23 protein-coding genes are annotated in these 23124 nt (G+C 55.4%); 9 read left to right on the top strand and 14 right to left on the bottom strand.

The genetic code is table 11. The annotated features are described in order from the left end of the window. The 3 genes from VF694_RS00005 to VF694_RS00015 form a co-directional block, all read left to right on the top strand. Positions 1-510 (top strand): hypothetical protein (locus VF694_RS00005; RefSeq protein ID WP_440163494.1); only part of this gene is annotated, 510 nt, incomplete at its 5' end. Between the two features lie 101 nt (positions 511-611). Next, entirely contained in the window at positions 612-1082 is a 471-nt protein-coding gene (locus tag VF694_RS00010) for a lysozyme (RefSeq protein WP_440163495.1), read from the top strand. Beyond that, positions 1075-1323: a hypothetical protein gene (locus VF694_RS00015; RefSeq protein ID WP_301607418.1), complete on the top strand. Its 249-nt coding sequence runs from the start codon at positions 1075-1077 to the stop codon at positions 1321-1323. The genes VF694_RS00010 and VF694_RS00015 overlap by 8 nt, the downstream gene beginning before the upstream one ends. A 942-nt stretch (positions 1324-2265) precedes the next feature. Here VF694_RS00015 and VF694_RS00020 read toward each other — a convergent pair. Both VF694_RS00020 and VF694_RS00025 read right to left on the bottom strand, forming a co-directional pair. Next, the gene (locus VF694_RS00020; protein ID WP_131071747.1) at positions 2266-2499 is read right to left on the bottom strand and encodes a hypothetical protein; all 234 of its coding nucleotides are present in this window, start codon (positions 2497-2499) and stop codon (positions 2266-2268) included. Between the two features lie 1610 nt (positions 2500-4109). Further along, positions 4110-4343 carry a hypothetical protein gene (locus VF694_RS00025; RefSeq protein ID WP_003800168.1) on the bottom strand — a complete coding sequence of 78 codons (234 nt, stop codon included), beginning with the start codon at positions 4341-4343 and terminating at the stop codon, positions 4110-4112. A gap of 249 nt (positions 4344-4592) precedes the next feature. Here VF694_RS00025 and VF694_RS00030 point away from each other — a divergent pair, with 249 nt between their 5' ends. Next, positions 4593-4871: a hypothetical protein gene (locus VF694_RS00030; protein ID WP_440163496.1), complete on the top strand. Its 279-nt coding sequence runs from the start codon at positions 4593-4595 to the stop codon at positions 4869-4871. 310 nt (positions 4872-5181) lie between these two features. On the opposite strand, the gene VF694_RS00035 is transcribed toward VF694_RS00030, so the two are convergent. Beyond that, on the bottom strand, positions 5182-5454 hold the full coding sequence (locus tag VF694_RS00035) for a hypothetical protein (protein ID WP_153008880.1): 273 nt from the start codon (positions 5452-5454) through the stop codon (positions 5182-5184). 467 nt (positions 5455-5921) lie between these two features. Continuing rightward, the gene (locus tag VF694_RS00040; protein WP_003800163.1) at positions 5922-7235 is read right to left on the bottom strand and encodes a ParB/Srx family N-terminal domain-containing protein; all 1314 of its coding nucleotides are present in this window, start codon (positions 7233-7235) and stop codon (positions 5922-5924) included. Positions 7236-7663: 428 nt separating this feature from the next. Between VF694_RS00040 and VF694_RS00045 the strand changes: the two genes are divergently transcribed. The 4 genes from VF694_RS00045 (at position 7664) to VF694_RS00060 (ending at position 11194) form a co-directional block, all read left to right on the top strand. After that, positions 7664-8794 carry an NAD(P)/FAD-dependent oxidoreductase gene (locus VF694_RS00045; RefSeq protein WP_059317662.1) on the top strand — a complete coding sequence of 377 codons (1131 nt, stop codon included), beginning with the start codon at positions 7664-7666 and terminating at the stop codon, positions 8792-8794. Positions 8795-8832: 38 nt separating this feature from the next. Beyond that, positions 8833-9906, top strand: a complete 1074-nt coding sequence (locus tag VF694_RS00050; RefSeq protein ID WP_003800160.1) for a YkvI family membrane protein — start codon at positions 8833-8835, stop codon at positions 9904-9906. After that, positions 9896-10510: a helix-turn-helix domain-containing protein gene (locus VF694_RS00055; RefSeq protein WP_003800158.1), complete on the top strand. Its 615-nt coding sequence runs from the start codon at positions 9896-9898 to the stop codon at positions 10508-10510. The genes VF694_RS00050 and VF694_RS00055 overlap by 11 nt, the downstream gene beginning before the upstream one ends. 189 nt (positions 10511-10699) lie before the next feature. Continuing rightward, the gene (locus VF694_RS00060; RefSeq protein WP_039943009.1) at positions 10700-11194 is read left to right on the top strand and encodes a hypothetical protein; all 495 of its coding nucleotides are present in this window, start codon (positions 10700-10702) and stop codon (positions 11192-11194) included. Positions 11195-11333: 139 nt separating this feature from the next. On the opposite strand, the gene VF694_RS00065 is transcribed toward VF694_RS00060, so the two are convergent. The 5 genes from VF694_RS00065 to VF694_RS00085 all read right to left on the bottom strand — a co-directional run bounded on the left by VF694_RS00065 (position 11334) and on the right by VF694_RS00085 (position 15402). Beyond that, positions 11334-12257, bottom strand: a complete 924-nt coding sequence (locus VF694_RS00065; protein WP_003800154.1) for a formylglycine-generating enzyme family protein — start codon at positions 12255-12257, stop codon at positions 11334-11336. A 159-nt stretch (positions 12258-12416) separates the two neighbouring features. Continuing rightward, on the bottom strand, positions 12417-13073 hold the full coding sequence (locus VF694_RS00070) for a hypothetical protein (RefSeq protein ID WP_440163497.1): 657 nt from the start codon (positions 13071-13073) through the stop codon (positions 12417-12419). 37 nt (positions 13074-13110) lie between these two features. After that, entirely contained in the window at positions 13111-13311 is a 201-nt protein-coding gene (locus VF694_RS00075; protein ID WP_230406303.1) for a hypothetical protein, read from the bottom strand. 132 nt (positions 13312-13443) lie between these two features. Next, on the bottom strand, positions 13444-14811 hold the full coding sequence (locus VF694_RS00080; protein WP_003800147.1) for a TrkH family potassium uptake protein: 1368 nt from the start codon (positions 14809-14811) through the stop codon (positions 13444-13446). 3 nt (positions 14812-14814) lie between these two features. Next, positions 14815-15402: a potassium channel family protein gene (locus VF694_RS00085; RefSeq protein WP_230406304.1), complete on the bottom strand. Its 588-nt coding sequence runs from the start codon at positions 15400-15402 to the stop codon at positions 14815-14817. A 222-nt stretch (positions 15403-15624) separates the two neighbouring features. Between VF694_RS00085 and VF694_RS00090 the strand changes: the two genes are divergently transcribed. Continuing rightward, on the top strand, positions 15625-16725 hold the full coding sequence (locus VF694_RS00090) for an alkene reductase (RefSeq protein ID WP_301607435.1): 1101 nt from the start codon (positions 15625-15627) through the stop codon (positions 16723-16725). A 194-nt stretch (positions 16726-16919) separates the two neighbouring features. Here VF694_RS00090 and VF694_RS00095 read toward each other — a convergent pair whose 3' ends face one another. The 5 genes from VF694_RS00095 to VF694_RS00115 all read right to left on the bottom strand — a co-directional run bounded on the left by VF694_RS00095 (position 16920) and on the right by VF694_RS00115 (position 23033). Next, complete coding sequence (locus tag VF694_RS00095) at positions 16920-17339, bottom strand: PaaI family thioesterase (protein WP_003800142.1); 420 nt, start codon at positions 17337-17339, stop codon at positions 16920-16922. Continuing rightward, positions 17336-17797 (bottom strand): GatB/YqeY domain-containing protein, encoded by a 462-nt coding sequence (locus VF694_RS00100; RefSeq protein ID WP_003800141.1) that lies wholly within the window; start codon positions 17795-17797, stop codon positions 17336-17338. The genes VF694_RS00095 and VF694_RS00100 overlap by 4 nt, the downstream gene beginning before the upstream one ends. Positions 17798-17861: 64 nt before the next feature. Next, a complete protein-coding gene (locus VF694_RS00105; RefSeq protein ID WP_440163498.1) occupies positions 17862-21059 on the bottom strand; it encodes an error-prone DNA polymerase in 3198 nt (1065 codons plus the stop codon). Further along, positions 21056-22339 (bottom strand): Y-family DNA polymerase, encoded by a 1284-nt coding sequence (locus VF694_RS00110; protein ID WP_440163499.1) that lies wholly within the window; start codon positions 22337-22339, stop codon positions 21056-21058. Before VF694_RS00110 ends, VF694_RS00105 begins: the two co-directional genes overlap by 4 nt. Next, positions 22296-23033: a hypothetical protein gene (locus VF694_RS00115; RefSeq protein ID WP_059317654.1), complete on the bottom strand. Its 738-nt coding sequence runs from the start codon at positions 23031-23033 to the stop codon at positions 22296-22298. Before VF694_RS00115 ends, VF694_RS00110 begins: the two co-directional genes overlap by 44 nt. Positions 23034-23124 lie beyond the last annotated feature (91 nt).

Below are 23124 nucleotides of genomic sequence, written 5' to 3' on the forward strand. Positions count from 1 at the left end.
TTAGCAGTGGTTTTTGTAAGCCGCCTAAGCGGTTTTTTTTACGTCTGCTGCTTTTGCAGCGCTTCACGGGAGACAGCCATGCCGACCGTATTACACAAGGGGAAGGACTTGGAACCGACAAGCACGGGAACATCGGCCGCTGGCTTGGCCGTTTGGAAGGCGATGGGAGGAATAGCAGGAATGGGGGCCATCGGGGCGGGCTTGGCCACGCTGGTGGTGATGTGTATTCTGCGGCCGCGCACGCAGTCCGAATGGATTGTGGGGGTGATCAGCACGGTGGTGGCCTCGATCTCAGGCGGTGCCGCGGTGATCCAGCACTACGAGCTGCACCACTGGGCGAACAACCCGGTAGGTCTGGTGGCCATGCTTGGATTAGCGTTCGCATGTGGGCTGCCGGGCTGGGCTGTTGTGCGCTGGGCATTCAACTTTTTCGACAAGCGGCGTAAGGCCGATCTGCTCGAAGTTATGACAGAACTGCGCGAAGGCGCGATTGGAGGGAAAACAGAATGAAGTCGTTGTTGAATTTGATCACGGGCCTATTGGCCCTTTTTTTTCGGCCACAGAAAGCAGAGCAGGCCACACCAGAGCCACAGAAGGCTTCACCGACGGACATGTCCGCCGACGGCCTGGCCATCCTGCGGTATTTCGAGAGCTGCCGGCTGGAAGCTTACTGGGATGCCGACGGCAAGGTCTGGACCATCGGCTGGGGCGACACCGGGCCGGACGTCGTTCAGGGCCTGTGCATCACTCAGGCTGAGGCCGACCAACGTCTGCAACGCCGGCTGGCCCATGAGTTCGTGCCTGGTGTTCTGAACGCGCTGACTCGTCCGGCGACCCAGGCCCAGCTCGATGCCATGGTGGACCTTGCATACAACATCGGCGTGGAAGCATTTCAAGGTTCCACGCTGGTCCGCTTGTTCAATGCCGGCGACCAGGCCGGTGCTGCTGAGCAATTCCCGCGCTGGAACAAATCAGGCGGCAAGGTGCTGCTGGGCCTGCGTCGCCGTCGTGCTGCAGACCGCGCTCGTTTCTTGGGCGCGTCAGGGGCTGAGGCAATCAAGATAGGAGCGGCCATTGTTTAAGACGCTATGGGGAAAGGTGGCAGGCTGGCTTGGTCTGCTGGGCGGCGTGGTCCTTGCTGGACTGGCGCTGTTGCAGGTCGGGCGGCGCCAGGGCAGGGCACAGGCAGAACAGAAACAGGAAAAGGCGGACATGGCCGCCGTGGGGGTAGGACGTGATGCAGCTGAAACGATTGAGCGCCTGGACGATGATGCTGTGCGTGATCGCGCTCGTAAGCGGATGCGGGACACCCGGGGGCGGTAGCTACTGCGCTGCCGCTCAGCGCCCGTTTCAATGGCGTTCAGACGCTGAGATAGATGCGACGCCAATCAGAGTGTTGCGTTACGTGGAAACGGAGGCTGAGACCTGGGGGCGATTGTGCCAGAAGTAGAGGCGTCATCCGGTATATATGCTTGGATCGCGGTTGCGTACTCCGTCACGGCCGGCTCTCTTTTGCGCATTGGATAGAGACTTTGAGCCGCTTCAGTGCAGTGGCTCATCTTCTTTGGGCCCTTTAATGATTGCACCCCACATCCTAGGAGGTAGTTGGTTGTTATCGTGGGGCCGGTCGAAAATATAATCAGCCAAACTGCCTGGCCAAAGTTTGAAGCCTAGATGTGTTTGCCACTTGTCTTCTTGGTATAGCCAGAGCGTATCACATGCCTTGCATCGAAAAAGCATTTCATAGCCATGCCTGCCCACGTCGTCGAGTTGAGTAATGGGCTGCATAAGTTTGTGTGGTGCACAAGGCTGAAGAGAAATGATTAGGGTTTGACACTGGGCACAGAGAGTATCTTTATAGGGCGCTCCCATGGCTTTCTCCAATAAATGAATTTGGAACAGCACGCATGTAATTTTTAAAATATCAATGCTCGTGTTGGGTTGCCTCGTGCCTTAAATGACACTCCAAAAACGGTCCTCCCAAGCTGGGCTGATTGACGGTTAAAAGTGATGCTCTTTACTTTTTCGTAGGCTTATCCTTGGCAGGATGAGACGGTTTCGGATGGCACTCGCCTTTGCTGGTGCCTGTCTCAGATGTATCGTTCTGCGGCGATGTAGGGGATGGGGTTTGAGAGGGCTGACTGGGCTTGTTTGTCGATTGCTTTGCAGGGGTACTTCTCGGAATTCAGGAGGATGAGTGCGTTGAAGCCTCAGGTTACTGAAAGCCAGGCTTGTTAGAGGCAAACACTGAGTAAGTAAGCCCATCTATTCAGAGTGCGGCAGGTCACTTTTTTTCAATAGCCGTGGCTTGCCTGAGGAGGATGGGCGTTTAGGGCCTTCCTGTTGTTTATTTTCAAATGCCGTTGCTTCATCCTGGGTAATATCGCGAGGTTTTATTTCTGGCGTTTCCCCTGTTTTTTTTCTGGAAGCGAGCCTGAGTTTCGAGGGAAGTCGAAACCATTCTGCGAGCATTTCTAAAGATGAGAATTTATAGGGCATACGTCATTCCTTGCTTGACCGGCAGAGACGTTGCTCAGAGGGGCCGAGGCGCAATGCCAGTAGTCACTTAGGGGCAAACCGCGAAGGACTGTATTCATCCTAGTCCCGTTCAGTGGAAGACATGTAAAATCATTTGTAATTCATTGTATTTTAAGGGTATTTTCAGCTTGCACGCTCTTGTTTATTGCAGTGTGACAAGCGTTGTTGGACTAAAATCCAGTCAGTGTTGGCTTACCTTAATAGTTAAGCAGCGATTATTTATATTTTTTGAAATAAATACACAGTCTTAGAGTGGATGAGCTCTCACAAGCCCCACAGCTCTATGCGTAAAAAAGCCCGATCGAAGGCATACCTAGTATTTTTTTGGGGGAAAGGTTCGTGGCTTTTGCGTGATACTGTCACACGCCATAAGCTAACGTAGAGCAGTGGTAGCAGTTGGGTCGAAGCTGGTTTTTGATTTGCGTATGGTTGACTGTATCCGTCTTGCAGGGGGGGGCGAGGGTTCAAAAGCCCCAATCCTTTCGTTTCGGCCAAGTTTTCAAAGGCTTGCAGCTTTTTTCTTTAGGCCTTTTTTCATTCTTGAAGGGCTTTATTCCGGTTTTATGGGTTTTTTTTGTGTATTGGCTACCGGATGAAGATAAGCAAGCTATTTATCGGTTTATGGCCTATCCTGTACTTATGTCCCAACATTCGTTGGGGCTGCCATTGACCAATGGAGGTCGTAATGGACAAGAGAGGCAAACCGCCCAAGAAGCCAAGTACACGCAAGTCTGAGCTCACGCCGTTGCAAGAAGCTTGGCCAGCTCAGGCTCCTAATGTGGGGATCAAGCGCGCCAGTGCTGCCCATGACCACAAACCCTCAGGAAGAGGGGCTGTACGGGGCAGATAAACCTCGAGACTTGGATTCCCATCCTATCCAGCCATAGAAAGAGCCTGCAATCACACTATTGCAGGCTTTTTTTGCGTAAGTTGTTGTGCGCAGGACTATCGTTGAAAATCGTGCGACCTACCCGGCCATAGCTTGAATCCCAGGCAAGCGCCCCAACGGTCACGCTCATATAACCACAATGTTTTGCAGTTGGAGCATTGGTATAAAGACTTTTTAGCTTCACCAGGGCCTTGCAAGCAAGGGCCAGCAACAGCCATAAATTCGTGTTTGATATTGAGTGACGAGGACAAGGGTAACAGCTGGCACAGAGTGCATAGATTGTTTGAGCTTTGATAGTGCACTGTGTTCTCCTGAAGGGGGAGCTCCAGGCGTTAGCCAGAGTAGTGAGATGTTTTCTTGTTGTTGGAGTCGTCAGGGGAAGATCTGTTGAGGTAAAAGGCCGGTCGCTTGAACACCGGGGGACTGCGTTACAGACTCGTTGGGGCGAGTCTGCAAGAGCTACTTATTTGCCTTTCGGCTGGTTCTGCGGTGACTTGTCATCTTTCTTGTCGTCTGGATGCATGGCGGCTTTTCGATCAGGAGAAGGTGACGGTTTTTGGGCTGGGTTTTGGGGCTTGTTAGGTGAGCTTGGTGTTTGTGTCATGAGAGACTCCAATAGGTGAATCATCGCAGCAAACCAGGCGTGTTGAGTGCACTGCTTTGCGCTGTGATACACAGATAGTTAGTTAAAAATGGATTGATCGTTTTGCGCTGGAGGAGGGTGGCGAGGCTTCTCGTCGCCGATGGGCTCATCGTTTACAGGTAGCGTCTGATCGTCTTCGTGGATCCGTTCGATTTCGACGGGGCGTTTGTCGCGGGGGTCCGGGATAGTGGGTTCGGCGGGGTCGGTGGCCGAGAGAAGGGGGAAGCGAAGTAAGTTAACTTTTCTTCCAATGGACCGGAGATAGTGTGTCATAGGCACTCCTGCCATGACTGGCGGGATATTTCTCAGAGGGTCTGAGCAACAGGGCCAGTAGCGCCTTCAAGGTGTCAGCGAGAAGGTCTAAGTTCATACTAGGCCGATCCTGGAAATACCCACCATGCTAATTTGTAATTCATTGTATTTTAAGGGAAATTGAGTCTGTACGCTTTGCTTTAAATCCACTTGAAAGGCTGGGGAGGGCTATACTGAACTCTCATTTAACTGTCGGTTAGAGAGGGCGTTATGAACACAGAGGTCTCATTAGTTGGTGGGCAATGGGATGATGATGGCGGATCTCAATTGAAAGCCCTGGCAGTGTCACGAGCCGTGGATCAGCTAGATGAAGATGATCAGTTGATACTTGGTTTTTTGGGGGCGTCGTTATTGAGCTTATGGGATGATTTACCTGCCAGCGAGCAACAGAGGCTGTTGAATAGCCAGGCTATCAAAAGTGCATTTGATAAAGCAGAAATCAAAACTCGAATTCAGCGGCTGGAAGAACATTTCAAGCGGTTAAAGTAGTCGTTCGCCTGCTTAGGGTCACTGTAATCTGCCTAGCCTTGCCTACTGCCATGTGTTGTCGAAAAAAAAGCCCGCTCTATGGCGGGCCTCCTTTTAGCTGTGGGAGTTTTGTGGGAAACGAACGGTAGTTAGTAGTCGCTTATGGGCACTTAACTTCATTTTTGCGTTCTTTGATCTGTTTAAAATCAATGGCTTAGGTTTTGTCTGCTTGCATGGGGTGCAAGGGGTCGAAGGTTCAAATCCTTCCGTTCCGACCAAATTTGAAAAGGCCTACAGCATTTTTGCTGTAGGCCTTTTTCTATTGCAGTAATCAGTTATAGCCAGGGGGCTGCGTTTCTACAATGTTCTTTGCGCCCATATAAATGGGTTCGTTGGGATGCTCAGTGCAGTAGTTACGCATCCGTTGTGCAATCTGCGCTGGAGTCAGGCGGATTTGTCCGTTTTGCGGTCTGTGAAGATTGGTTGCGGATATAAAGCCTTGCACCCAGGACATATAAGCCAGACTCATCGTGGCAAAAAGCTCGCCATCCGAAGGATCTTTCCACATTGCGTCGTGTGCCCTCATGTCCAGTGCCTCGGCCATGCTCTTGCATGGGTGGTGGGCCCCCAAACCGTGTCCGATCCCCTGGGCGTTTGCGGTTGTCGTGCCAACTAACAGACAAGCAGCCCATACTATTTTTCTCATTGTGCCCTCTCCCGCGCAAAGCGCTCTTGTATTGAATTTGAACGTCTTGGTTTCACGCTGCTGCCTTGTGTGCGTTGACAGTCTGGATGCCGGCATGTTTTAAGTTTGGCATGCTAGGGCGTTCAAGACTCCTGGTAGTGCTACGCCAGGGGCAGCACATTTTATTTGGCTTCGCCCGGGAATTGGGGTTTATCGGGGGCGAAATCGATCGACGCCACCCATTCTCGCGAGCAGCGTCATGGCTCATGAGCGGGATGGCGTCCTTATTAACGTAAAGGGCGCTCATGCCTCAAGACAAGAAGCGTGGGGCCAACAAAAAATCCCGAATGCAGGCTTTTTGTTGGCTTGATTCCCACGATCCCGCTTTACCAACCCCAGCAAGTCCCCGATGCTGGCTTGCCGCAATGGCGGTAGTTCACCGCAAACCAGAGTTTGCCGGCGCCACGCGGGCTGCCGTCGGATTTGACGTCGTTGCGTGGCAGCTCTTCCAAGGTATCGCGAGCGGTCTTGGTGACCGATCCACTGGCCGCATCAGCTTCCAGGGTGATACGACCCAGAGCGGCAGCGTCACGATCTTCAAAGACCAGATCCGTATCTTGCAAGGCCGACATTTTCAGAGAGGCATCGCGCACAGCTGCCGCATAGCTCGTATCTGAGCCGCCGGTTTGCAGGGCCTTGTTCAGGGTGCTGGCTGCCAGAATCTGCTCTGGTGTAGCGGGCGGGGCCATCAGGTAGGCGTCCAGTCCGGGGAGTTGGCCTGCTGCTGCCTGACGGCGCAGCCAGTCGCCCCACAGAAACTCCGCGTACTCGGGCAAATTCCCGTTTTTGTAGGCAATATCGCGCGTGAAGTACACCAGAGAACGATAGCGGTCTTCCTGCATGCCTCCTGCCTCTTGGTCGTTGGCCAAACCAAGACGCGTAGGCAGTTGTTCCACGGTGATGGGCTGATTCTGGCCATCTCGCAGCCAAACTTGTTTCTCCTCGCTCATGCGATCCCAGAAAGCAGGTGCATCATGCAAATCGCTGTAGTTGGCGCTGACTTTGACCCAGACGGGCAATTTCGGACCGCCATCAGGAATCTCACGCAGAGAGGAAAATGTGTGGTGACCATCGGTCAGGTAGAGATTGCCGTCCCAGCCGACCACCACAGTTTTAAGATTTTCGGTCTGCGAGCCCAACGGGTCTTTACAGAGATATGTCGTTGGTTGATCCAGACGCGCCGCTTGTACTTCGGCCAGGGACAGGAATTTCTGGGCACGTTCCGTGCCGCCCATGTCCTCGCAGTAGTCATCAAATTTCTTGCCGATGGTGCGATTCAGATAGTCCAGCTGTTGTTGGGGATCGTGTGCCCACGTGGGGCGATCCAGGTCGCCCTGCCAGCGTCCCAGCTTGTAATAAACCTGATCGTAGCCAATGGCGGCCTGAGTGGGATGCAGTTCTTCGATACGAACTTTGATCACATCACCTGCTTTGCGGTCTAGATAGGCAGTATTACGTGGTGGCGGCGCTGGCTCTTCGCTGGCAGGGGGAGTGACGACGGGAGGATCGACGAGGGCGTTGCCGCCGGTGCTCGATCCACTGTCGCAGGCTGCCAGAGCCAGAGGCAACAGGGCAATACCCAGAGTGCGCCACAAGGGGCGCCGCACGAGTTCGAGAGGGGGCAGGAAGGCAGGATTCATAGTCCATTAAGAAATGTTGTTGGAGGACCTTTCATCATGAGGGCTGGGTATTGCCGGAAGATTGCATTCAGAAACATTAATGAGCTGTCTTTCCGGTTGTTGGACTCATGGCTATAGGGTGGGGCGTGCTGTTGAGTTTGAGCCCACTTATTTCCTGCCTGCAGGAGGAATGCGGATCGCCTAAATGGGCCTGTATATAGCCTGGCCTGGGCTGTATCGAGTGTGGCATGACCATACGCAGACTAACTCATGATCTGGCCTTCTGGGTGGCCCGTATTTTTGGGACGTAGGTAGTGTTGTCTTTAGCTCTCTGGCGAGGTTGTCAGCGTAAGGTCAGCCCTTAAAGTGTCCGCCTAGTAAAAACCCTCTTGGCCGTTTTCCCAGGAAAGGCCTACTATTAGCCCTCGATTATCGGATATGAGAATTTTATGGTGTACGACTACCTGATCGTGGGCGCCGGCATGGCTGGCGTGTCTTTGGCTTACCGTTTGCCCCGTGATGCCCAAGTCCTGATTCTGGAAAGAGAGTCTCATGCCGCCTATCACTCCACCGGGCGTTCGGCTGCCATGTTTGTGGAAACCTACGGCACCGAGACGATTCGTGCCTTGACAGTGGCTGGCAATGACTTTTTCAGTCATCCCCCTGAGGGTTTTACGGATCAGCCCATCCTGTTGCCTCGAGGCGTGCTGTACGTGGGAACGGCCGAGCAGCAGGATTTGCTGGACAGCCAATATCAGGACTGGCTGGAGCAGGGCCTGGATGTCAGCCGCCTGAGTGCTGAGCAGGCTTTGGCCTTGGTGCCCTGTCTGGACCCGGAAACGCTGGCCGGCGCCTTGTATGACGGACAGGGCCAGGACATGGACGTCCATGCCTTGCATCAAGGTTTTTTGAAGGGCGCACAGGCGAAAGGAGTGAGCTTGCGTCTGGATGCCGAGGTGGTATCGGCGCAGTGGGATGGCGAATGCTGGGACGTCCAGCTCGAGGGTGAAGCGACCCGCCTGCGCACCCGTGTGCTGGTTAACGCGGCAGGTGCCTGGGCGGATACGCTGGCCCAACGCTGTGGCGTGCAGGCATTGGGCATTCAGCCCAAGCGTCGCTCGGCTTTTTTGTTCTCCCCGCCAGAGGGGGTCGATCATCGCCAATGGCCAGCCGTGATTGATATCGGCGAAGAGTTCTATTTCAAACCGGACGCAGGCATGTTGCTCGGGTCGCCCGCCAATGCGGATGATGTGCAGGCGCATGATGTGGTGGCTGAAGAACTGGATGTGGCCACCGGAATTTATCGCATTGAAGAGCGCACCCGATTGCGTATCCGTCGCCCTAGCCATACCTGGGCTGGGCTGCGCAGTTTCGCCCCAGATGGAGAGTTGGTGATTGGTCAGGATGCGCAATGTCCTGGTTTTTTCTGGCTGGCGGGGCAAGGTGGCTATGGAATTCAAACGGCGGCAGGGGCGTCCTTGCTGGCAGCCAGCCTGTTGCAACAGCAGGAACTGCCTGAATCGTTGAAAGCCTTGAACATTGATCCGGCTGTGGTGTCACCGGCTCGTTTCCGAACCTAAAAAAACAAGCAGCACTTTGATCTCCCGGAGGGGAAGGCATGTCAAATATAAAAAATATCCTGGGCATTGCGATGGCCTTTGTTGGCGTGGTGGTGGGCGCAGGCTTTGCTTCAGGACAGGAAATATTGCAGTTTTTCAGCAGCTTTGGCTACTGGGGGCTGTTGGGAGGGGTGGTCAGTGGCTTGTGTTTCACGATATTGGGCATGGCGGTGGGGGAACTGAGCCAGGTCTCCGTCTCGCATTCGTTCAAGGAAGGCTTGTATCTGATTTGCGGGCCACGACTGGGGATGGTGGTCGATGTCATGATTACCTTCTTTATGTATGCCATCGCTGTGGTGATGTTTGCCGGTGGCGGTTCGCTGATGGAGCAGCAGTGGGGGGTTCCGGCAGAGTATGGCAGCGTGGCGGTCATGCTGATTACGGTGCTGATTGTGTTTTTGCGCGTGGACCGCGTGATGGCGTTTATCGGCAGCATCACGCCCGTTCTGGTGTTGATGGTGATTTTTTTGGCGGTGTATAGCTGGAATACCCGTGACCTCCCGCTGGATGAGCTCAATGTCATCGCCCATACCAAACCCCAGGGCGCGGGGCATTGGCTGGTCGCCGCCTTGCTGTACGTGTCCTACAACATGGTGGTGGGGGCACCTTTTCTGATGATTGCAGGCTCGCAAGCCACGTCGCGCCGCAATGCGTTGCTGGGAGGGCTGCTTGGGGGGCTGTTATTGGGTGTGCTCATTGTATTGATCAGTGCCGGTGTGTTCGGTCGCATCGACTCGATTGGCTCGGCCGCCTTACCGATGCTGATGCTGGCGACCGAGCAGTCCAAGTTCTTGGGGACGGTTATGTCTGTGGTGATTTTCGCCATGATTCTGACAACCTCCGTGGGAGTGCTCTACGCTTTTTCGGCTCGCATTCTGCCTCCCAATACGCGTAGATTCAATATAGGCACCGCGATTGCCGGCGTGCTGGGATTGGTGGGCGCCAAGGTTGGTTTTATTAATCTGGTGGGCACGGTTTATCCATTTTTCGGCTATCTGGGCTTTGTTTTGATGGCCTGGATTCTGATTGCCTGGTTCCGTTTGCGCCGCTTACAATCCAGGAATGCTACGTAATGAACTGCTCAGCAAGGAACAGGTAGGAGCTCGCCTGCGCCAGGCCCGACATAATCAAAAACAGACACTCAAGCAGTTGGCTGAAAAAACCGGCTTGGCGCTTTCCACCATTTCCAAAGCGGAATTGGGGCAAGTCACCTTAAGTTATGAAAAATTCGTGGTGTTGGCCCGTGCCCTGAATATCGAAGTCGGCTCTTTGTTTGCCGTGCCCGATCAGGAAAGCGCACAGGCTTTGCCGGTGAGCGCAGTGGGTATTTCCAGCCACAAATCCACTGCGACCCCCGGTTATGCGACCCGTAATTACGAATACGGTTTGTTGTTTGGGGAACTAAGCGGCAAGCACATGAACCCCATTTTGGCCGTGATCGATTCACGCGATGCCAGTGAGTTTGACGATTATATTCGTCATGCGGGGCAGGAGTTTGTGGTCGTGTTGTCTGGCTCTATTGCCATTCAATTTGAAACCGGTGAAACCTTGTTTCTGGATAAACACGAATCTGCATATTTTGACAGCGGTATTGGGCATATTTATTTATCGACCAGTCAGGAAGATGCCAAGGTGGTGGCGGTCTGTACCAGCGGTTTGCCGCCAGGGATGGCTTGAGGTTTCTGGCCGAGGGATAAGGGATTAAAGTTTTTCCGGCCCTTTTTTTACCGCCGATTTTCTTTTCTCGTTTGCTTTTGGCTGCTATTAAGATTTCGCGCATACGTACCTGAATATGATTATTCTGCTTATTTAATAATTGTTAGTTACAATGTCGTTTCTTATAGTAAAAAAAGTAAAGGGTTAAGAATGGGGAGGACTGTCTTTCTGGCTGCGTTCATGTTGACGGGTTGCGCCTCCATTACCTCCGAGTCCAATCAGTTGGTGCGTGTGGATGCGGTGGATGAGTCAGGAGAGAAGGTAGAAGCGGCGCGCTGCACTTTAACGAATGACAAAGGTGAGTTTGTATCAGAGGCTGGCAAGCATGCGAGAGTGAGCAAATCCAGCAAGAACCTGAGTGTGAGCTGTACGGCTGCTGACAGAACTGACGAAGCCACGGGCACCTTGATCTCACGAGCAGGCGCTGGCATGTTTGGCAATATTATTTTTGGCGGCGGGATTGGCGCCATCATCGACCATAATCGCGGCACCGCCTATAACTACCCCGATTGGGTGGAGTTGGTGTTTGGCAAAGTGCTGACATTTGATCGCACAAACAACAAGGAAGGTCGGCCCATGAAGGAAGCCGACCTGCTGGTTGATCCGGCTCAGCCTGCTGAGGCGGTGGTCGCCGCCAATCCTTGATCAGCCCCTACGGGCTAAGTAGCCCCCAAGATGGGCTTGGTTTCACAAGCTTGGGGGGCAGGTACATGTCAGCGGGATGTGTGCGCATGAGCGTAAGCCCCTGCTGGCCGGTCTGCTTCCCAAGGGCTGTCAGACAGGGCTAGGGCTTGTCAGTTGCCTCATCAAACACAGCGGGGGCATTGCTGCTGGGAACGCGGGTGGGAGCAGGAGCTCCGTTGCTTTTCAAGGGGGCCACACAGCGAGCCGTAGCGTGTTGGAAGTAGGCGGTGCCGGCCGGGTAATGGCGTAAACGTGCCAGTTCCGGCTTGGCTTGGATGCTGCTTTCGGATAGGGGAAAGACGATGCCGCGTGTGGGGATGGTATGGCGTGAGGTGCTGGCATCGTCGCCGCCGCCCTTGACGATCCTGACATGAGGCGGGTCGCGCGTGGGGTCTGAGATGACCCATTCATGTAGACCGTTCGCCATATCCTGGATACCGAGTGGGTTAGCCGGGAAAGAGCCAATATCGTAGTGCTGTGTTCGTTGCTCCTGATCGGGCAGGTTGCGCCCTTCTTGCCATTGGCCATTGTCGGTGGCCCAGGGAAAAGCCTGACCGCGGCTGCGGGCAGCATACTCCCATTCAGCCTCGGTAGGCAGGCGCATATCCAGACCACTGTTTTGACCTAACCAGGCACAAAATGCCTCCGCTTCGTCATAAGGCATATTGGCGGCTTGTTGTTCGTCGCCTTTGACCGCTTGCCAGCGGGCAGGGCGCTGGGTCTGTTTTAAAAAGCGGTCATACAGAGCGTTGCTGGCCTCTTTCTTCATGATTGAAAATGCATTGACTTCGACGGGGTAGGGCTCCAGGGCGCCTTGGTCAGGCTGGGCTACCCATTGCACGCTTTGTGCGCCGTCAGGGGTTCGCATGGGGACCTGAAAATTGCCGGCCATGAAGGAGCCGCCTTCTACTTGTATCAGTTCGGGACCGGGTTCGGGGCTGGAGGGCAGTGATCTCAACACCAGTAAGAGCAATACGCTGGCAACGATGAGAGTTGCACTGATCCGGACGGGGGTATGACGCAATCTGGGTTCCTTGTCGCTGGCTTTGGTATAAGTCAGCGTTTCATCGATTTGTGGGTTGTGCTTTTCAGGCCCCGTATTATTTCACGCTTGCTTCCGTGATGGGTTTGCCTGTGCGCAGAGTTTACTCATTTAAGTCAGACGACGGGGTCGACCAGGCACTTATTCGGCAGGAGCCGCGGTTTTTTTGGGGATGACGCTCAGAGGAATACGAATCACCTGCCCTTCTTGAACCACAATGCTCCAGCGATCAACTTGAAACAGCGCAGGGCTGACTTCAAATACCGCCACATCGGAAACGCTGACGCCAGGATTGATCTTGTCGGGCCCCACGGTGTCCAGATCATGCGCGTAACGGTAGTCCTGGCTTGCCCGTCGGTTCGGGGCGAACTTCTGACCGGCGGCATCCGCCAGGAAGAGGCGGGGCCGGTGTACCTGCGGGTTCAGAGGACGGCCTGAGGTGTTGGTGTAGCGGTAATGCAAAATGATAAATAGATTATTCTGGCGGGCGGGTGTGCCCATCTCGCCTTCATTCGGCTCATTTTGGGTGTTCCACCCGATCAGCTCGATATGCAGGCGCACTCCCTGATACTGAGGGGAGAGCAGGGTGGCTCCGTAGTTCAGCACGGAAGCCGCAGGTGGGATGGGCGCGATGGGAGGGGGCGCAGCAGGCTGCGTACGGGTGGATAGAATCCGGTCGTTTTGACTGTAAGCGACGGCAGACCACAGGGCCAAAGTGACACACAGCCAAAAACGGGAACGGGGAGCAATCATGGGGCGAGGCGAACAAGAGGCTTCATCGGTTACAGGGCCGGTCACGGCGACCCATATGGCAGGCCGGAAAAAAATAAACGGCTCATGGGCCGTTTTTCTTCACTACTTTTTTCAGATCATCCAGCTCTTTGCGCAGAGCGACGACTTCGTCACTGAGTAAACCAATGACGGCCATTTGACTTTGGTACATCTCTACCAAGGGGTGGTAACTGATACCACGACTGGTCAGTTCCCGACAAAGCGCGCTAAGACCGGTTCCAGCGCGCTTGGTTAAGGTTGCCATCTTCCTGTGATCCATAAGCCTGCGTCCTGATCCGTAGTTGTTCGATGTTTACATCCGTTAACCATACCAAAATTCGATGACAATAGTCATTTTTCTTAAAACTTCTTGTATATCGGTGGCTTGGCAATTGCCTTAGCCCACCTGAAAGTTTCCCTCCGGATAACGAACCCGGCTGCGTTTGCGGGTGGCCAGCGTGTACACCAGGGTCAGAGGCCCGAGTCGACCCGCAAACATCAGGATCATGATCAGGATCTGGCTGGGCAGGGATAGTTTGTGGGTGATGCCGTGGCTCATGCCGGTAGTGCTGAGCGCGGAGGCCGCTTCAAAGAGCAGGCTGGTAATGGGCATGTCTTCAAACAGCGTCAGCAGCAAAACACTGATGAAATACAGGGCGCCGGTGATCAGGAACAGGGCCAGGGCTTTCTGGACGGTCTCAGGCGGTACGCTGCGTTCCATCAGAACGACTTCTTCGCGTTGACGGATATAGGAGCGCACGGCTGCCAGCAGCACAATCAAGGTGCCGATCTTGATGCCACTGGCCGTACTGAGTGAGCCGCCACCAATCAGCATTAGCACAATCAAGGTTAACTGGGTGCTGTCGCGCAGATTGGCAATATCCATGGTGGTGAAGCCGGCAGTGCGGGTCGCGGCGTTCTGCATCCAGGCGGCCAGTGCCTGGTCGCCGGTGCCCAACATGCCCAGGGTGTGCGGGTTGTTGAATTCCAGTGCCCACAGGCTGAAAAAACCGATCAGATTCAGTACCAGCGTTCCGATCAGGATGAGCTTGGTGTAGGGCAGGAGGGTTTGCCAGCGTTTTTTCTGGCCGACATCGGCAAGGACTGTAAAACCGATTCCGCCCAGAATAATCAGACCGGACAGCGTCATGACTGAAATAATATCGCCGGAGATGGGGATCAGCGAGTCATGAAACAGTGAGAAGCCGGCGTTGTTAAAAGCCGTCACCGAGTGGAACAGGGCGCGATACAGGGCCGTTGTCCAGGGAAAATCGATGGACCAGCGCAAGAACAGGATGGCGGCTGCGATCAGTTCAATCAGGGCAGCAATCTTGAAAACCTGGAAGGCCGTGCTGCGGATACGGGACACGCTGGTCTGATTAAAGGCTTCCAAAGCCAGCGCTTGTTGGCTGACACTGATGCGCTTGTGCATGGTGATCGCCGCAATCACGGCGAAGGTCACAAATCCCATGCCACCAATCTGCACCAGCAGCGCCAGGACAATTTGTCCGAAGTGGGTTAGGTCCGTGGCCGGGTCAATGACCGCCAGCCCGGTGACGGTGACCGCCGAGGTGGCCATGAACAGGGCCTGGAAAACCCCCAGACGGTGTTCAGCGGCTTGTGGCAGGCTGAGCAAAAGGGTGCCCAGGATAATCAAGGCCATAAAGCCCAAGGCCAGCACCAGCGGCGGGCTGGCGCTCAAGGTGCGAGCATGAGGATGGACCTCAAGACGGCGGGTAAAGCTATTGGGCAGCCAGTTGCGCATACATCAGACCAGTTTGGGGGCGGCAGTACGAAGTGCTTGCAATTGCCCAAACAAAATGAGCAGATCCTTGGCATGCAGGGAGAAATCAGGGCCGGGCTGAATGGTGGTCTGGCCGCGGCGCTTGACCAGCAAGACTTGGACATCGGTCAATTGCTCGCGCAGTATATCCCGTATGGTCTGGCCATTCATATTGTCGCTGGCGGTCACCTCCACAATGTAATCCCCATTTCCCAGGGTGATGTAGTCGTTGACCATGGGGTAGCTCAACATTTGGGCAACGCGTATACCCATTTCTTCTTCGGGGTGGATAATCCGGTTGACCCCAATCTTGGCCAGAATCAGATGCTGGGTATGGGAAATGGCTTTGGCCCAGATGGTGGGGACGCCAAAACTTTTCAAATGCACCACGCACACCAGGCTTGATTCAATATCCGCCCCAATGGCAACCAGAACGACGTCATAATTGTCCAGCCCCAGCTCCTCCAGAGCCTGACGGTCAGTGACATCGGCGATGACGGCACGGTTTAATTGGTCGGCGTATTTGTTGACCAGTTTCGGATTGGTGTCCACTCCCAGCACGGAGTGTCCCATTTTCATGAGTTCCAGAGCGCAGGCTGATCCAAAGCGGCCTAGCCCTATGACGGCGAACTGTGCCATAGCTTATTTGTTCCGTTTGATGCTTGAAACAATTTCAAGCCAAATTAAGCGTTGATGGTATAAAGAGATATCTGGTAAAAACCCTTATCGGGTATTCCCTTGGGCGCGTGTCGTTCAAGCCCTGGCGGAAACATCAATAGTGGACAGTGTAAAACAATGGTTAGTTTGTTTGATCCAATCAAACTGGGTGATATTGAGCTCATGAACCGCATCATCATGGCGCCCATGACACGCGCGCGCGCCTCGGAGGGCCGTATGCCCAACGATTTGATGCGTATGTACTATTGTCAGCGGGCCAGTGCGGGGCTGATTGTAGCCGAAGCGACCTCGGTATCGCCGCAAGGCGTGGGCTATGCCCACACACCGGGCATCTGGAGCAGCGCGCAGGTAGACGCCTGGCGCACGATTACCGAAGCCGTGCATGCCAAGGGGGGGCGGATCGTTCTGCAATTGTGGCATGTGGGGCGGGTGTCTGACCCGGAGTTTCTCAATGGGCAGATGCCGGTAGCGCCTAGTGCAATTGCCTGTGACGGCATGGTCAGCCATTTAAGCCCCGCGCGTCCTTTCGTGGTGCCTCGCGCCTTGCGCATAGAAGAAATTGCCGACATCGTGGACGATTTTGCTGTAGCGGCCCAAAACGCACTCAGTGCGGGCTTTGATGGGGTAGAGATACACGGTGCCAATGGTTATCTGATTGACCAGTTCTTGCACGATGGGTCCAACACGCGTACCGATGCGTACGGCGGAACGATTGAAAATCGGGCGCGTTTCCTGTTGGAAATTGTGGATGCGTGTGTGGCCATTTGGGGTGCCGGCCGGGTGGGTGTGCATTTGTCTCCACGGGGTGGTTTGCATGGCATGAAGGATTCCGATCCGGCCCGCTTGTTCTCTTACGTGGCCTGTGAGCTGGATCGCCGCGATATTGCCTTTTTGTTCTTGCGCGAAAGTCCGGCCTCGGACAGCTTGTTGCCCATGATCAAATGTCAGTTTGGTGGCGCCATTATTGCCAATGAGCATTTTGATTTGCCCACCGCACAGACCACTTTATCCAAAGGCATGGCCGATGCCGTGTCGTTCGGTAAGGCTTTTTTATCCAATCCGGATTTGCCATTGCGTTTGCAGTTACGCGCTCCCCTCAATAGCTGGGACCGGGATTCGTTTTACACCCAGGGCCCCAAAGGCTATACGGATTATCCATTTTTGAAAACCCAGGCAGACTGTGAGCAGTCGGTGGGTGAGGATTTGCAGACGCATTAATTCGGCGCTCTGGTTAAGTCGCTTGAAAATAAAAAAGCCCGTTTGATGCGGGCTTTTTTAATGGAATTTGTGGTGATTCGGTAGTGGATTGAAACAAGGTGCCGTTTTTGAATGATTGTGTGCGGATGGCTGATTTACTGGTGTCAACGCTGGTTTGACGGTGCCCGTTTAGGCAATCCCTTGGCGCGTGGCGTTCAGCTACCGCGCACAACCCGAAAAGTGGCTGCCGCTTTAACCAGCAAGCGCTCCTTCTCGTCGTATCCGCCTCCTTCGCAATAGGCGGTGTCGCCTTCCAGATAGAGACACCGGGCTTTGAACCAGACATCGCCACGGGCTGGGAGCAGGAACTGGGTGTTCATGTCGATGGTGGCCATCCCTGAACCAGGGCGCTGGGCTCGCGCGGCAGCGCTGAGCGTGAAGTCCAGAATAGCCATCAAGGTGCCTCCATGTACATCCGCACGGGAGTTGGCATTCCAGGCTTGCCAGGGCAGAAAAGTGATCACTTCCTGCTCGGTGCTGCTGACGGTTTGCAGGCCCAGGTGCTGCATCAAAGGGATATGAGTGCCGAAGAAATCCTGTTTGGGCTGCGCCAGTTCGGCCTGCAAATGCTTCATGGATTCAGCTTCTGCTTCACTTGAGCGGAAACTTGAGACATATCGGCACGACCGGCCAGTTTGGCTTTAACCAAACCCATGACCTTGCCCATCAGTGCGGGACCTTGAGCGCCTTCCGATTGGGCTTGGGTAATTGCATCGGCAATTGCAGCATCAATTTCTGCCTTATCGGCCTGTTGGGGCAGATATTCTTGCAGAATCTGCAATTCTGCTGCTTCTTTCTCGGCGCTTTCAGTGCGACCGGCCGATTCAAAAGCCTGAATGGATTCGCGGCGCTGCTTGACCTGTTTTTCAATGATGCTTGTGACTTCGGCATCGCCCAGCTCCGTACGCTCATCCACTTCACGTTGTTTGATCGCGGCTTGCAAAAAGCGCAAGGTCTCCAGGCGCGCGCTATCGCGAGCGCGCATCGCCGTTTTGATATCGTCAGCTAAACGGGTTTTGAGTGTTTGACTCATGGTGGTTCCTGATTGAACGGGCAAAGCCTTAGTTTAACGCAGGGCGGGATGGGGAAAAATCCGATTATTGAAAATCCCGACTGCGCGTCACCAGATCACCGATCAGGTGATTCAGGCAAACCAGGCGTCGGGCAATCAAATGGCAGACAGCACCGTCGCGCTGCCAGATGCCATAGACGCCAAGCAGACGTGACTGGAGCAGTGCCTGGGATTGCTCCTGAGCCAGCTCCTCGCGCACGATGACATTCACACTGCCTGTTTCGTCTTCCAGCGTCACAAAGACCGTTCCCTTGGCGGTGCCGGGACGTTGGCGGGTCGTGACCAGGCCACAGGCCCGTGCCAGCCGGCGGTCCGGGTAGTTCAGACTCAGTTGCGCTGCCGTTGAGAATCGCAAAGGAATTAACTGCTGTCGCAGCAAGGACAGGGGGTGACGGTGCAAACTTAATCCGACTGCCTGATAGTCGCTCAATACCTCTATCCCTACGCTGGCACGAGGTAGCTCTGGCGTCGTGTCCGGGTTTTCTGCATGGCTGAGCAAACCGGCCTGGCTGGGACGGCGAGCATCCCATACGCCATGTCGACGCTGGCTATAAGCGCTGCGCAAGGCATGGGCTTGCGCCAGGGCTTGTTGATCATGAGCGGACAGGGCCAGCTCCTGGCGCAAGCAGGCCAGGTTCAATGTCCGTTCGGGGTGGTTTTGCCGGTAGTGAACAATAGCGTGTGCGCCTTGCTCACTTAAACCTTTAACCATGTGCAGGCCCAGACGGACCTGGCGCGGGCTGCCCGGTGCTGAACATACATGGCTGTCAAACAGGCTGTATTGCACATCAACAGGCAGCACTTGTACGCCGTGGCGGCGTGCATCCTGGACCAATTGGCTGGGGCCATAAAAGCCCATGGGCTGAGAGTTCAGCAAAGCGGCCAGAAAATGATCGGGATAACGCGCTTTCAGATAGGCACTGAACCAGGCCAGTTTGGCGAAGCTGGCCGAATGGCTTTCGGGAAAACCGTATTCCCCAAAACCGCTGATCTGATCAAACAGGCGCTTGGCGAACTCAGGGGGATACTGTTTAGCGGCCATACCATCTAGCAACTCCTGTTCAAAAGGCCCCAAACCACCACGGCGACGCCAGGCAGCCATGGCTCGTCGCAGGGCATCTGCTTTGTCGGCCGAAAAACCTGCCGCCTCCATGGCCAGTTCCATCGCCTGCTCCTGAAAAATAGGCACGCCCAAGGTGCGTTCCAGCACAGGGCGGATTTCGGGAGCGGGGTAATCGACTTTGCTGGGGTCGCGACGGCGTTCCAGATACGGGTGCACCATGCCACCTTGAATGGGGCCGGGCCTCACGATCGCCACTTGCACCACCAGGTCATAAAAGCACTTGGGACGTAGCCGCGGCAACATGCTCATCTGGGCGCGGGATTCGATCTGGAATACGCCTATGGTGTCGGCGCGCCGGATCATGCGAAAGGTTTTGGCGCTGTGCAAAGGAATGTCTTGCAAGCGGAACGGCTTGCCTGTTTGCTGACTGATGCTGTCCAGGCATCGACGCAGGGCGCTCAACATGCCCAAAGCCAGGATGTCGACTTTCAGCAGCCCCAGCACATCCAGATCATCCTTGTCCCATTGCACGACGCTGCGTCCCGGCATGGCGGCGTTTTGAATCGGCACCAGCCTGTGCAAAGGCGTTTGTGAAATCACAAAACCACCGGGATGCTGAGACAGGTGACGCGGGAAACCCATGAGCTGACGGGTCAAAGACAGCCATTGATGGGCTTGTTCAGGCGGGCATTCGGGAAAGCGTGCCAGGACCTCATCCTGAATACGGGTATCTTTGAGCCAGGCGCGGTCACATTGGATCAAGGCCTCGATCAAGGCGTGAGGAATGCTAAGTGCCTTGCCGGTATCACGCAAGGCGCTGCGACGGCGGTAGCTCGTGATTACCGCCGTTAATGCAGCCCGTTCACGACCATATTTACGATAAATGTATTGAATGACTTCTTCGCGACGCTGGTGCTCGAAGTCCACATCGATATCGGGCGGTTCGGCCCGTGCCCGACTGATAAAGCGGGCAAACAGCGTATGAGTGCTGGCGGGGTCCACTTCCGTAATACCCAGGCAATAGCATACCGCTGAATTGGCGGCCGAGCCGCGTCCCTGGCACAGAATTCCCCGGCTGCGGGCGTAGCTGACGATGTCATACAAGGTCAGAAAGTAGGACTCGTAGCCCAGGTCTTCAATCAGGCTCAGTTCTTCGTCCAGGCGCGTGCGCAAACGGTCACTGATTCCTTTCGGATAGCGCCTGTGCGCGCCACGCTCGGTTTCCTGTCGCAGATACTCACTGCCACTGAGGCCGGGCGGAACAATCTCGACCGGGTACTCGTACTTGATTTCGCTTAAACAAAACTGGCACAGCTCTTGAATGTGATCGCTGGTCTTGCGCAAGTCGGCCGGGTAGAGGTTGGCCAGTTGGAAACGACTGCGCAAGTGGTGTTCCGCATTGCTGGCCAGAGACCAGCCACATTCCTGTATGGGTGTTTTCAGGCGTATGGCGGTCAAGGTGTCGTGCAAGGGCTGGCGAGAACGCACATGCATGTGGACGCCGCCCAAGGCGGCACAAGACAGGCCACACTGTTGGGCTGCCAGCCGAACCGTGCGTAAATGCTGCTGATCCTGATCCCGCCTATGTAAGCTGAGGCCTAAAAACAAACGGTCGGCAAACAGGCTTTTCAAGTCTTGCGCTTGCTGATAGATGTGTTCGCCAGACAGGCCATAAGCCGGTTTGTAAATGACCAGACAGTCGGCTAATACCGTGTGCTGCGCACCGTAGCGGGCTTGCTGCAAAAAGGACCAGTCAATGGGCGCCTCCTGCTTCAAGTCCAAAGACTGGTGCAGCTCAGAGATGAACTGACAAAGATTGCCATAGCCTTCTTTGTTGCGGGGCAGAATCAAGAGTTCGTGGGCCTGCGTGTCGTTGGGTGAAGCGGTCTCACAATGCGTGCCAGGGCAGGAGGAAGTGTCCCATTGGCCGCTAAAGCGGAATCGGCTGCCAACCAGCAAACGGATCTGTGGATGCAGTCGGGCCTGTGCGTAGGCGCGGACTACCCCGGCCATGGAGGCGTAGTCGCATAAGGCCAGTGCCTTGTAGCCCAGCTCGGCGGCTCGACTGATCAGCTCCTCGGGATGGGAGGCACCCGTCAAAAAACTGTAGTTGGACAGGCAGTCCAGTTCGGAGTAGAGCAGTTCTGAAGGGATACTCATCCAAAGACTCCGTGTAAATACCAAGCGTGTTCCTGGCTTAAATCCCGGTAAACCCAATACAAACGCCCTTGGGGGCACAAGGCTACAAAATAGTCTCGCTGCTGGTGGCCGCCACCGTTCCACCAGCCGGTTTGTATTCGCTCTGGGCCTTGAATCAGGCGCAAACGTTGATGGTCCAGGAGCGGGGATTGTTGGTCGTGTGGCAGGGGCCGGGCCGGCTCCAGCAGCCAGCATGGACGCTGCCGTACCGGGCCTGCGGCTGGGCGGGCGGCCACCGTTGATGCGGGCTGCCATTGATTGGCTTGCTCGGGCAAATGGCTGGCCTGGGGGGCGGGGGTGAGGATCTGCCCGGTCCCGAGTCTGGCCTGCAAGCGTTCCAGAAGTTGCTGGTCTTGTTCCTGCCAATGGTGTGCATCCGGAAACAGACTGCTGGCGTGGGTTTGGCGTGGGTGAAGTTGGCGGGCCCGCAGCATCAGGCTTTGGACGGCGGCAGGTAATTGCAGGGGCTGGAACTGTTCTTGCCAGACAGGCAGAAAGTCCTGGCTGCGCCAGCTAGAGCGGGCCATGTGCAGTTCCAGATGAGTGCTGCGTGGGTAATCTTTATAGCGCTCCGTATGCAGGGTCAGCTCCAGGCCCGTACAAGCGAGTTGGTGCTGGTTCAGCCCGCCTTCCAGCTGGTTTAGCAGACGGGTCAAGGCCCGTAATACCAAGGCTTTGTTATTGGAAGGGGTGTCCAGCTCCAGTCGGTATATAAATTGTGGGGCAGACTGGACCCATTCCAGGGTCCAGCTCTGCAAGCCGTAGGCCTGATCCAGTTGCAGGAGCAGGGTACGCAGCCCGCGCTGGGCCAGACCGTCGCGTGGCAATTGACGCAACTGGCCCAAGGTATGACAGCCCAGGCTGTGCAACCAGTGCAACTGATCGGCAGGTGCGCCCAGCAACTGGATGGGAAGCGGGTTCAGACAAGCGTGCAGCCGCCGGATGCAACGACGTTGCTTGCGTGTGGACAGGGCCAGCAAACAGGCCGCCCGCGCGCTGGGAGCCAGGGCCAGACAGGGATCGGGAATCAGGGCGTGCAAGTCTGCCCGAACGTGTTGGTATAGACGACGCAGGCCACCAAACAGCCGTAGGCTGGCGCTGATATTCAGTACCCATAGATTCGCCTGAATGTGAGCCAGTTGCGGGCTGTAGTGTAGCAAGACCGCCTGCAGCCTGTCTTGCTGCTCTGAACCGGCCTCAGGCGTGAGCAGGCTCTGGGGCAGTCGCAGGCACAGGTACATGGTTTGGCAGGGCCGCTGGCGGCATCCCGGTTGGGTGAAGGGCTAAGGCAATGGCTTGCGAGCAGGGCGGACCGCGGCGCTTAAGAATCTGCACATCCAGCCAGGCCTGGCCTTGTTGATCTTGTCGGGGGTAAAGCGCCAGGCGCAACAGGGCCGGGCTATTGGCTTGGCTGTGCAGGGGACGTAAGCAAAAAAACAGGCTGTCGCTATGGCTGGCCAACAGTTGCAACTGGCGTAAGGCGGCTAAAGGGACATGGGCGGGCAACCAGCTCAGTACGGCGGCACAGTGGCCGTGCCGCAGGGCTTGGGCGCTGGCCCATAAGGTGTCGTTCAGGTGCTGGCTGCGTATCCAGAGCAGGCGGGCGGGTAGCGTGCGTGGCGCAGGGTGGGTTGGCCGGGACATTGCACAGGTGCCATGCCACGATTGCTGCATGGGCTGATAGGGAGGGGCGACCAGCACACGCAAGCGTTCTGCCGGCATGGCATTTAAGGCGGGCAATAGCAAGGACATGGCACTGCTGTCCGGGTGGGCCAGCAGCTCGATCAGGTTGCCCACTGGCCAGCCGCCTCCAGGCAGTTGGGCATTCAGGCTGTCAAAGCCACTGGACAGGCACGTGCCGGCGGCATGCGCATAATGCTTGCCCGTCCACAGGGAGGGGTGAATATCTAAAAGGGAACGAAGTGCGCTTGCCATAGAATGCTCCTGAATGCTGTATAAATATACAGTAAAAATGCAACTCGGCAAACCGGCCATCGGCTTCAAAGCAGAACTTTTATATACTGTG

Source organism: Alcaligenes sp. Lyrl_28 (assembly GCF_051948705.1).
GTDB lineage: Bacteria > Pseudomonadota > Gammaproteobacteria > Burkholderiales > Burkholderiaceae_B > Alcaligenes > Alcaligenes ammonioxydans.

What these genes read in the sequence shown, in the direction of transcription:
- VF694_RS00010 (WP_440163495.1), top strand. Translation starts at nt 612, where the DNA reads ATGTCCGCCGACGGCCTGGCCATCCTGCGGTATTTCGAGAGCTGCCGG.
- VF694_RS00020 (WP_131071747.1), bottom strand. Translation starts at nt 2,499, where the DNA reads ATGCCCTATAAATTCTCATCTTTAGAAATGCTCGCAGAATGGTTTCGA.
- VF694_RS00025 (WP_003800168.1), bottom strand. Translation starts at nt 4,343, where the DNA reads ATGACACACTATCTCCGGTCCATTGGAAGAAAAGTTAACTTACTTCGC.
- VF694_RS00030 (WP_440163496.1), top strand. Translation starts at nt 4,593, where the DNA reads ATGAACACAGAGGTCTCATTAGTTGGTGGGCAATGGGATGATGATGGC.
- VF694_RS00035 (WP_153008880.1), bottom strand. Translation starts at nt 5,454, where the DNA reads ATGGCCGAGGCACTGGACATGAGGGCACACGACGCAATGTGGAAAGAT.
- VF694_RS00040 (WP_003800163.1), bottom strand. Translation starts at nt 7,235, where the DNA reads ATGAATCCTGCCTTCCTGCCCCCTCTCGAACTCGTGCGGCGCCCCTTG.
- VF694_RS00045 (WP_059317662.1), top strand. Translation starts at nt 7,664, where the DNA reads ATGGTGTACGACTACCTGATCGTGGGCGCCGGCATGGCTGGCGTGTCT.
- VF694_RS00050 (WP_003800160.1), top strand. Translation starts at nt 8,833, where the DNA reads ATGTCAAATATAAAAAATATCCTGGGCATTGCGATGGCCTTTGTTGGC.
- VF694_RS00055 (WP_003800158.1), top strand. Translation starts at nt 9,896, where the DNA reads ATGCTACGTAATGAACTGCTCAGCAAGGAACAGGTAGGAGCTCGCCTG.
- VF694_RS00060 (WP_039943009.1), top strand. Translation starts at nt 10,700, where the DNA reads ATGGGGAGGACTGTCTTTCTGGCTGCGTTCATGTTGACGGGTTGCGCC.
- VF694_RS00075 (WP_230406303.1), bottom strand. Translation starts at nt 13,311, where the DNA reads ATGGCAACCTTAACCAAGCGCGCTGGAACCGGTCTTAGCGCGCTTTGT.
- VF694_RS00080 (WP_003800147.1), bottom strand. Translation starts at nt 14,811, where the DNA reads ATGCGCAACTGGCTGCCCAATAGCTTTACCCGCCGTCTTGAGGTCCAT.
- VF694_RS00085 (WP_230406304.1), bottom strand. Translation starts at nt 15,402, where the DNA reads ATGGGACACTCCGTGCTGGGAGTGGACACCAATCCGAAACTGGTCAAC.
- VF694_RS00090 (WP_301607435.1), top strand. Translation starts at nt 15,625, where the DNA reads ATGGTTAGTTTGTTTGATCCAATCAAACTGGGTGATATTGAGCTCATG.
- VF694_RS00095 (WP_003800142.1), bottom strand. Translation starts at nt 17,339, where the DNA reads ATGAAGCATTTGCAGGCCGAACTGGCGCAGCCCAAACAGGATTTCTTC.
- VF694_RS00100 (WP_003800141.1), bottom strand. Translation starts at nt 17,797, where the DNA reads ATGAGTCAAACACTCAAAACCCGTTTAGCTGACGATATCAAAACGGCG.
- VF694_RS00105 (WP_440163498.1), bottom strand. Translation starts at nt 21,059, where the DNA reads ATGAGTATCCCTTCAGAACTGCTCTACTCCGAACTGGACTGCCTGTCC.
- VF694_RS00110 (WP_440163499.1), bottom strand. Translation starts at nt 22,339, where the DNA reads ATGTACCTGTGCCTGCGACTGCCCCAGAGCCTGCTCACGCCTGAGGCC.
- VF694_RS00115 (WP_059317654.1), bottom strand. Translation starts at nt 23,033, where the DNA reads ATGGCAAGCGCACTTCGTTCCCTTTTAGATATTCACCCCTCCCTGTGG.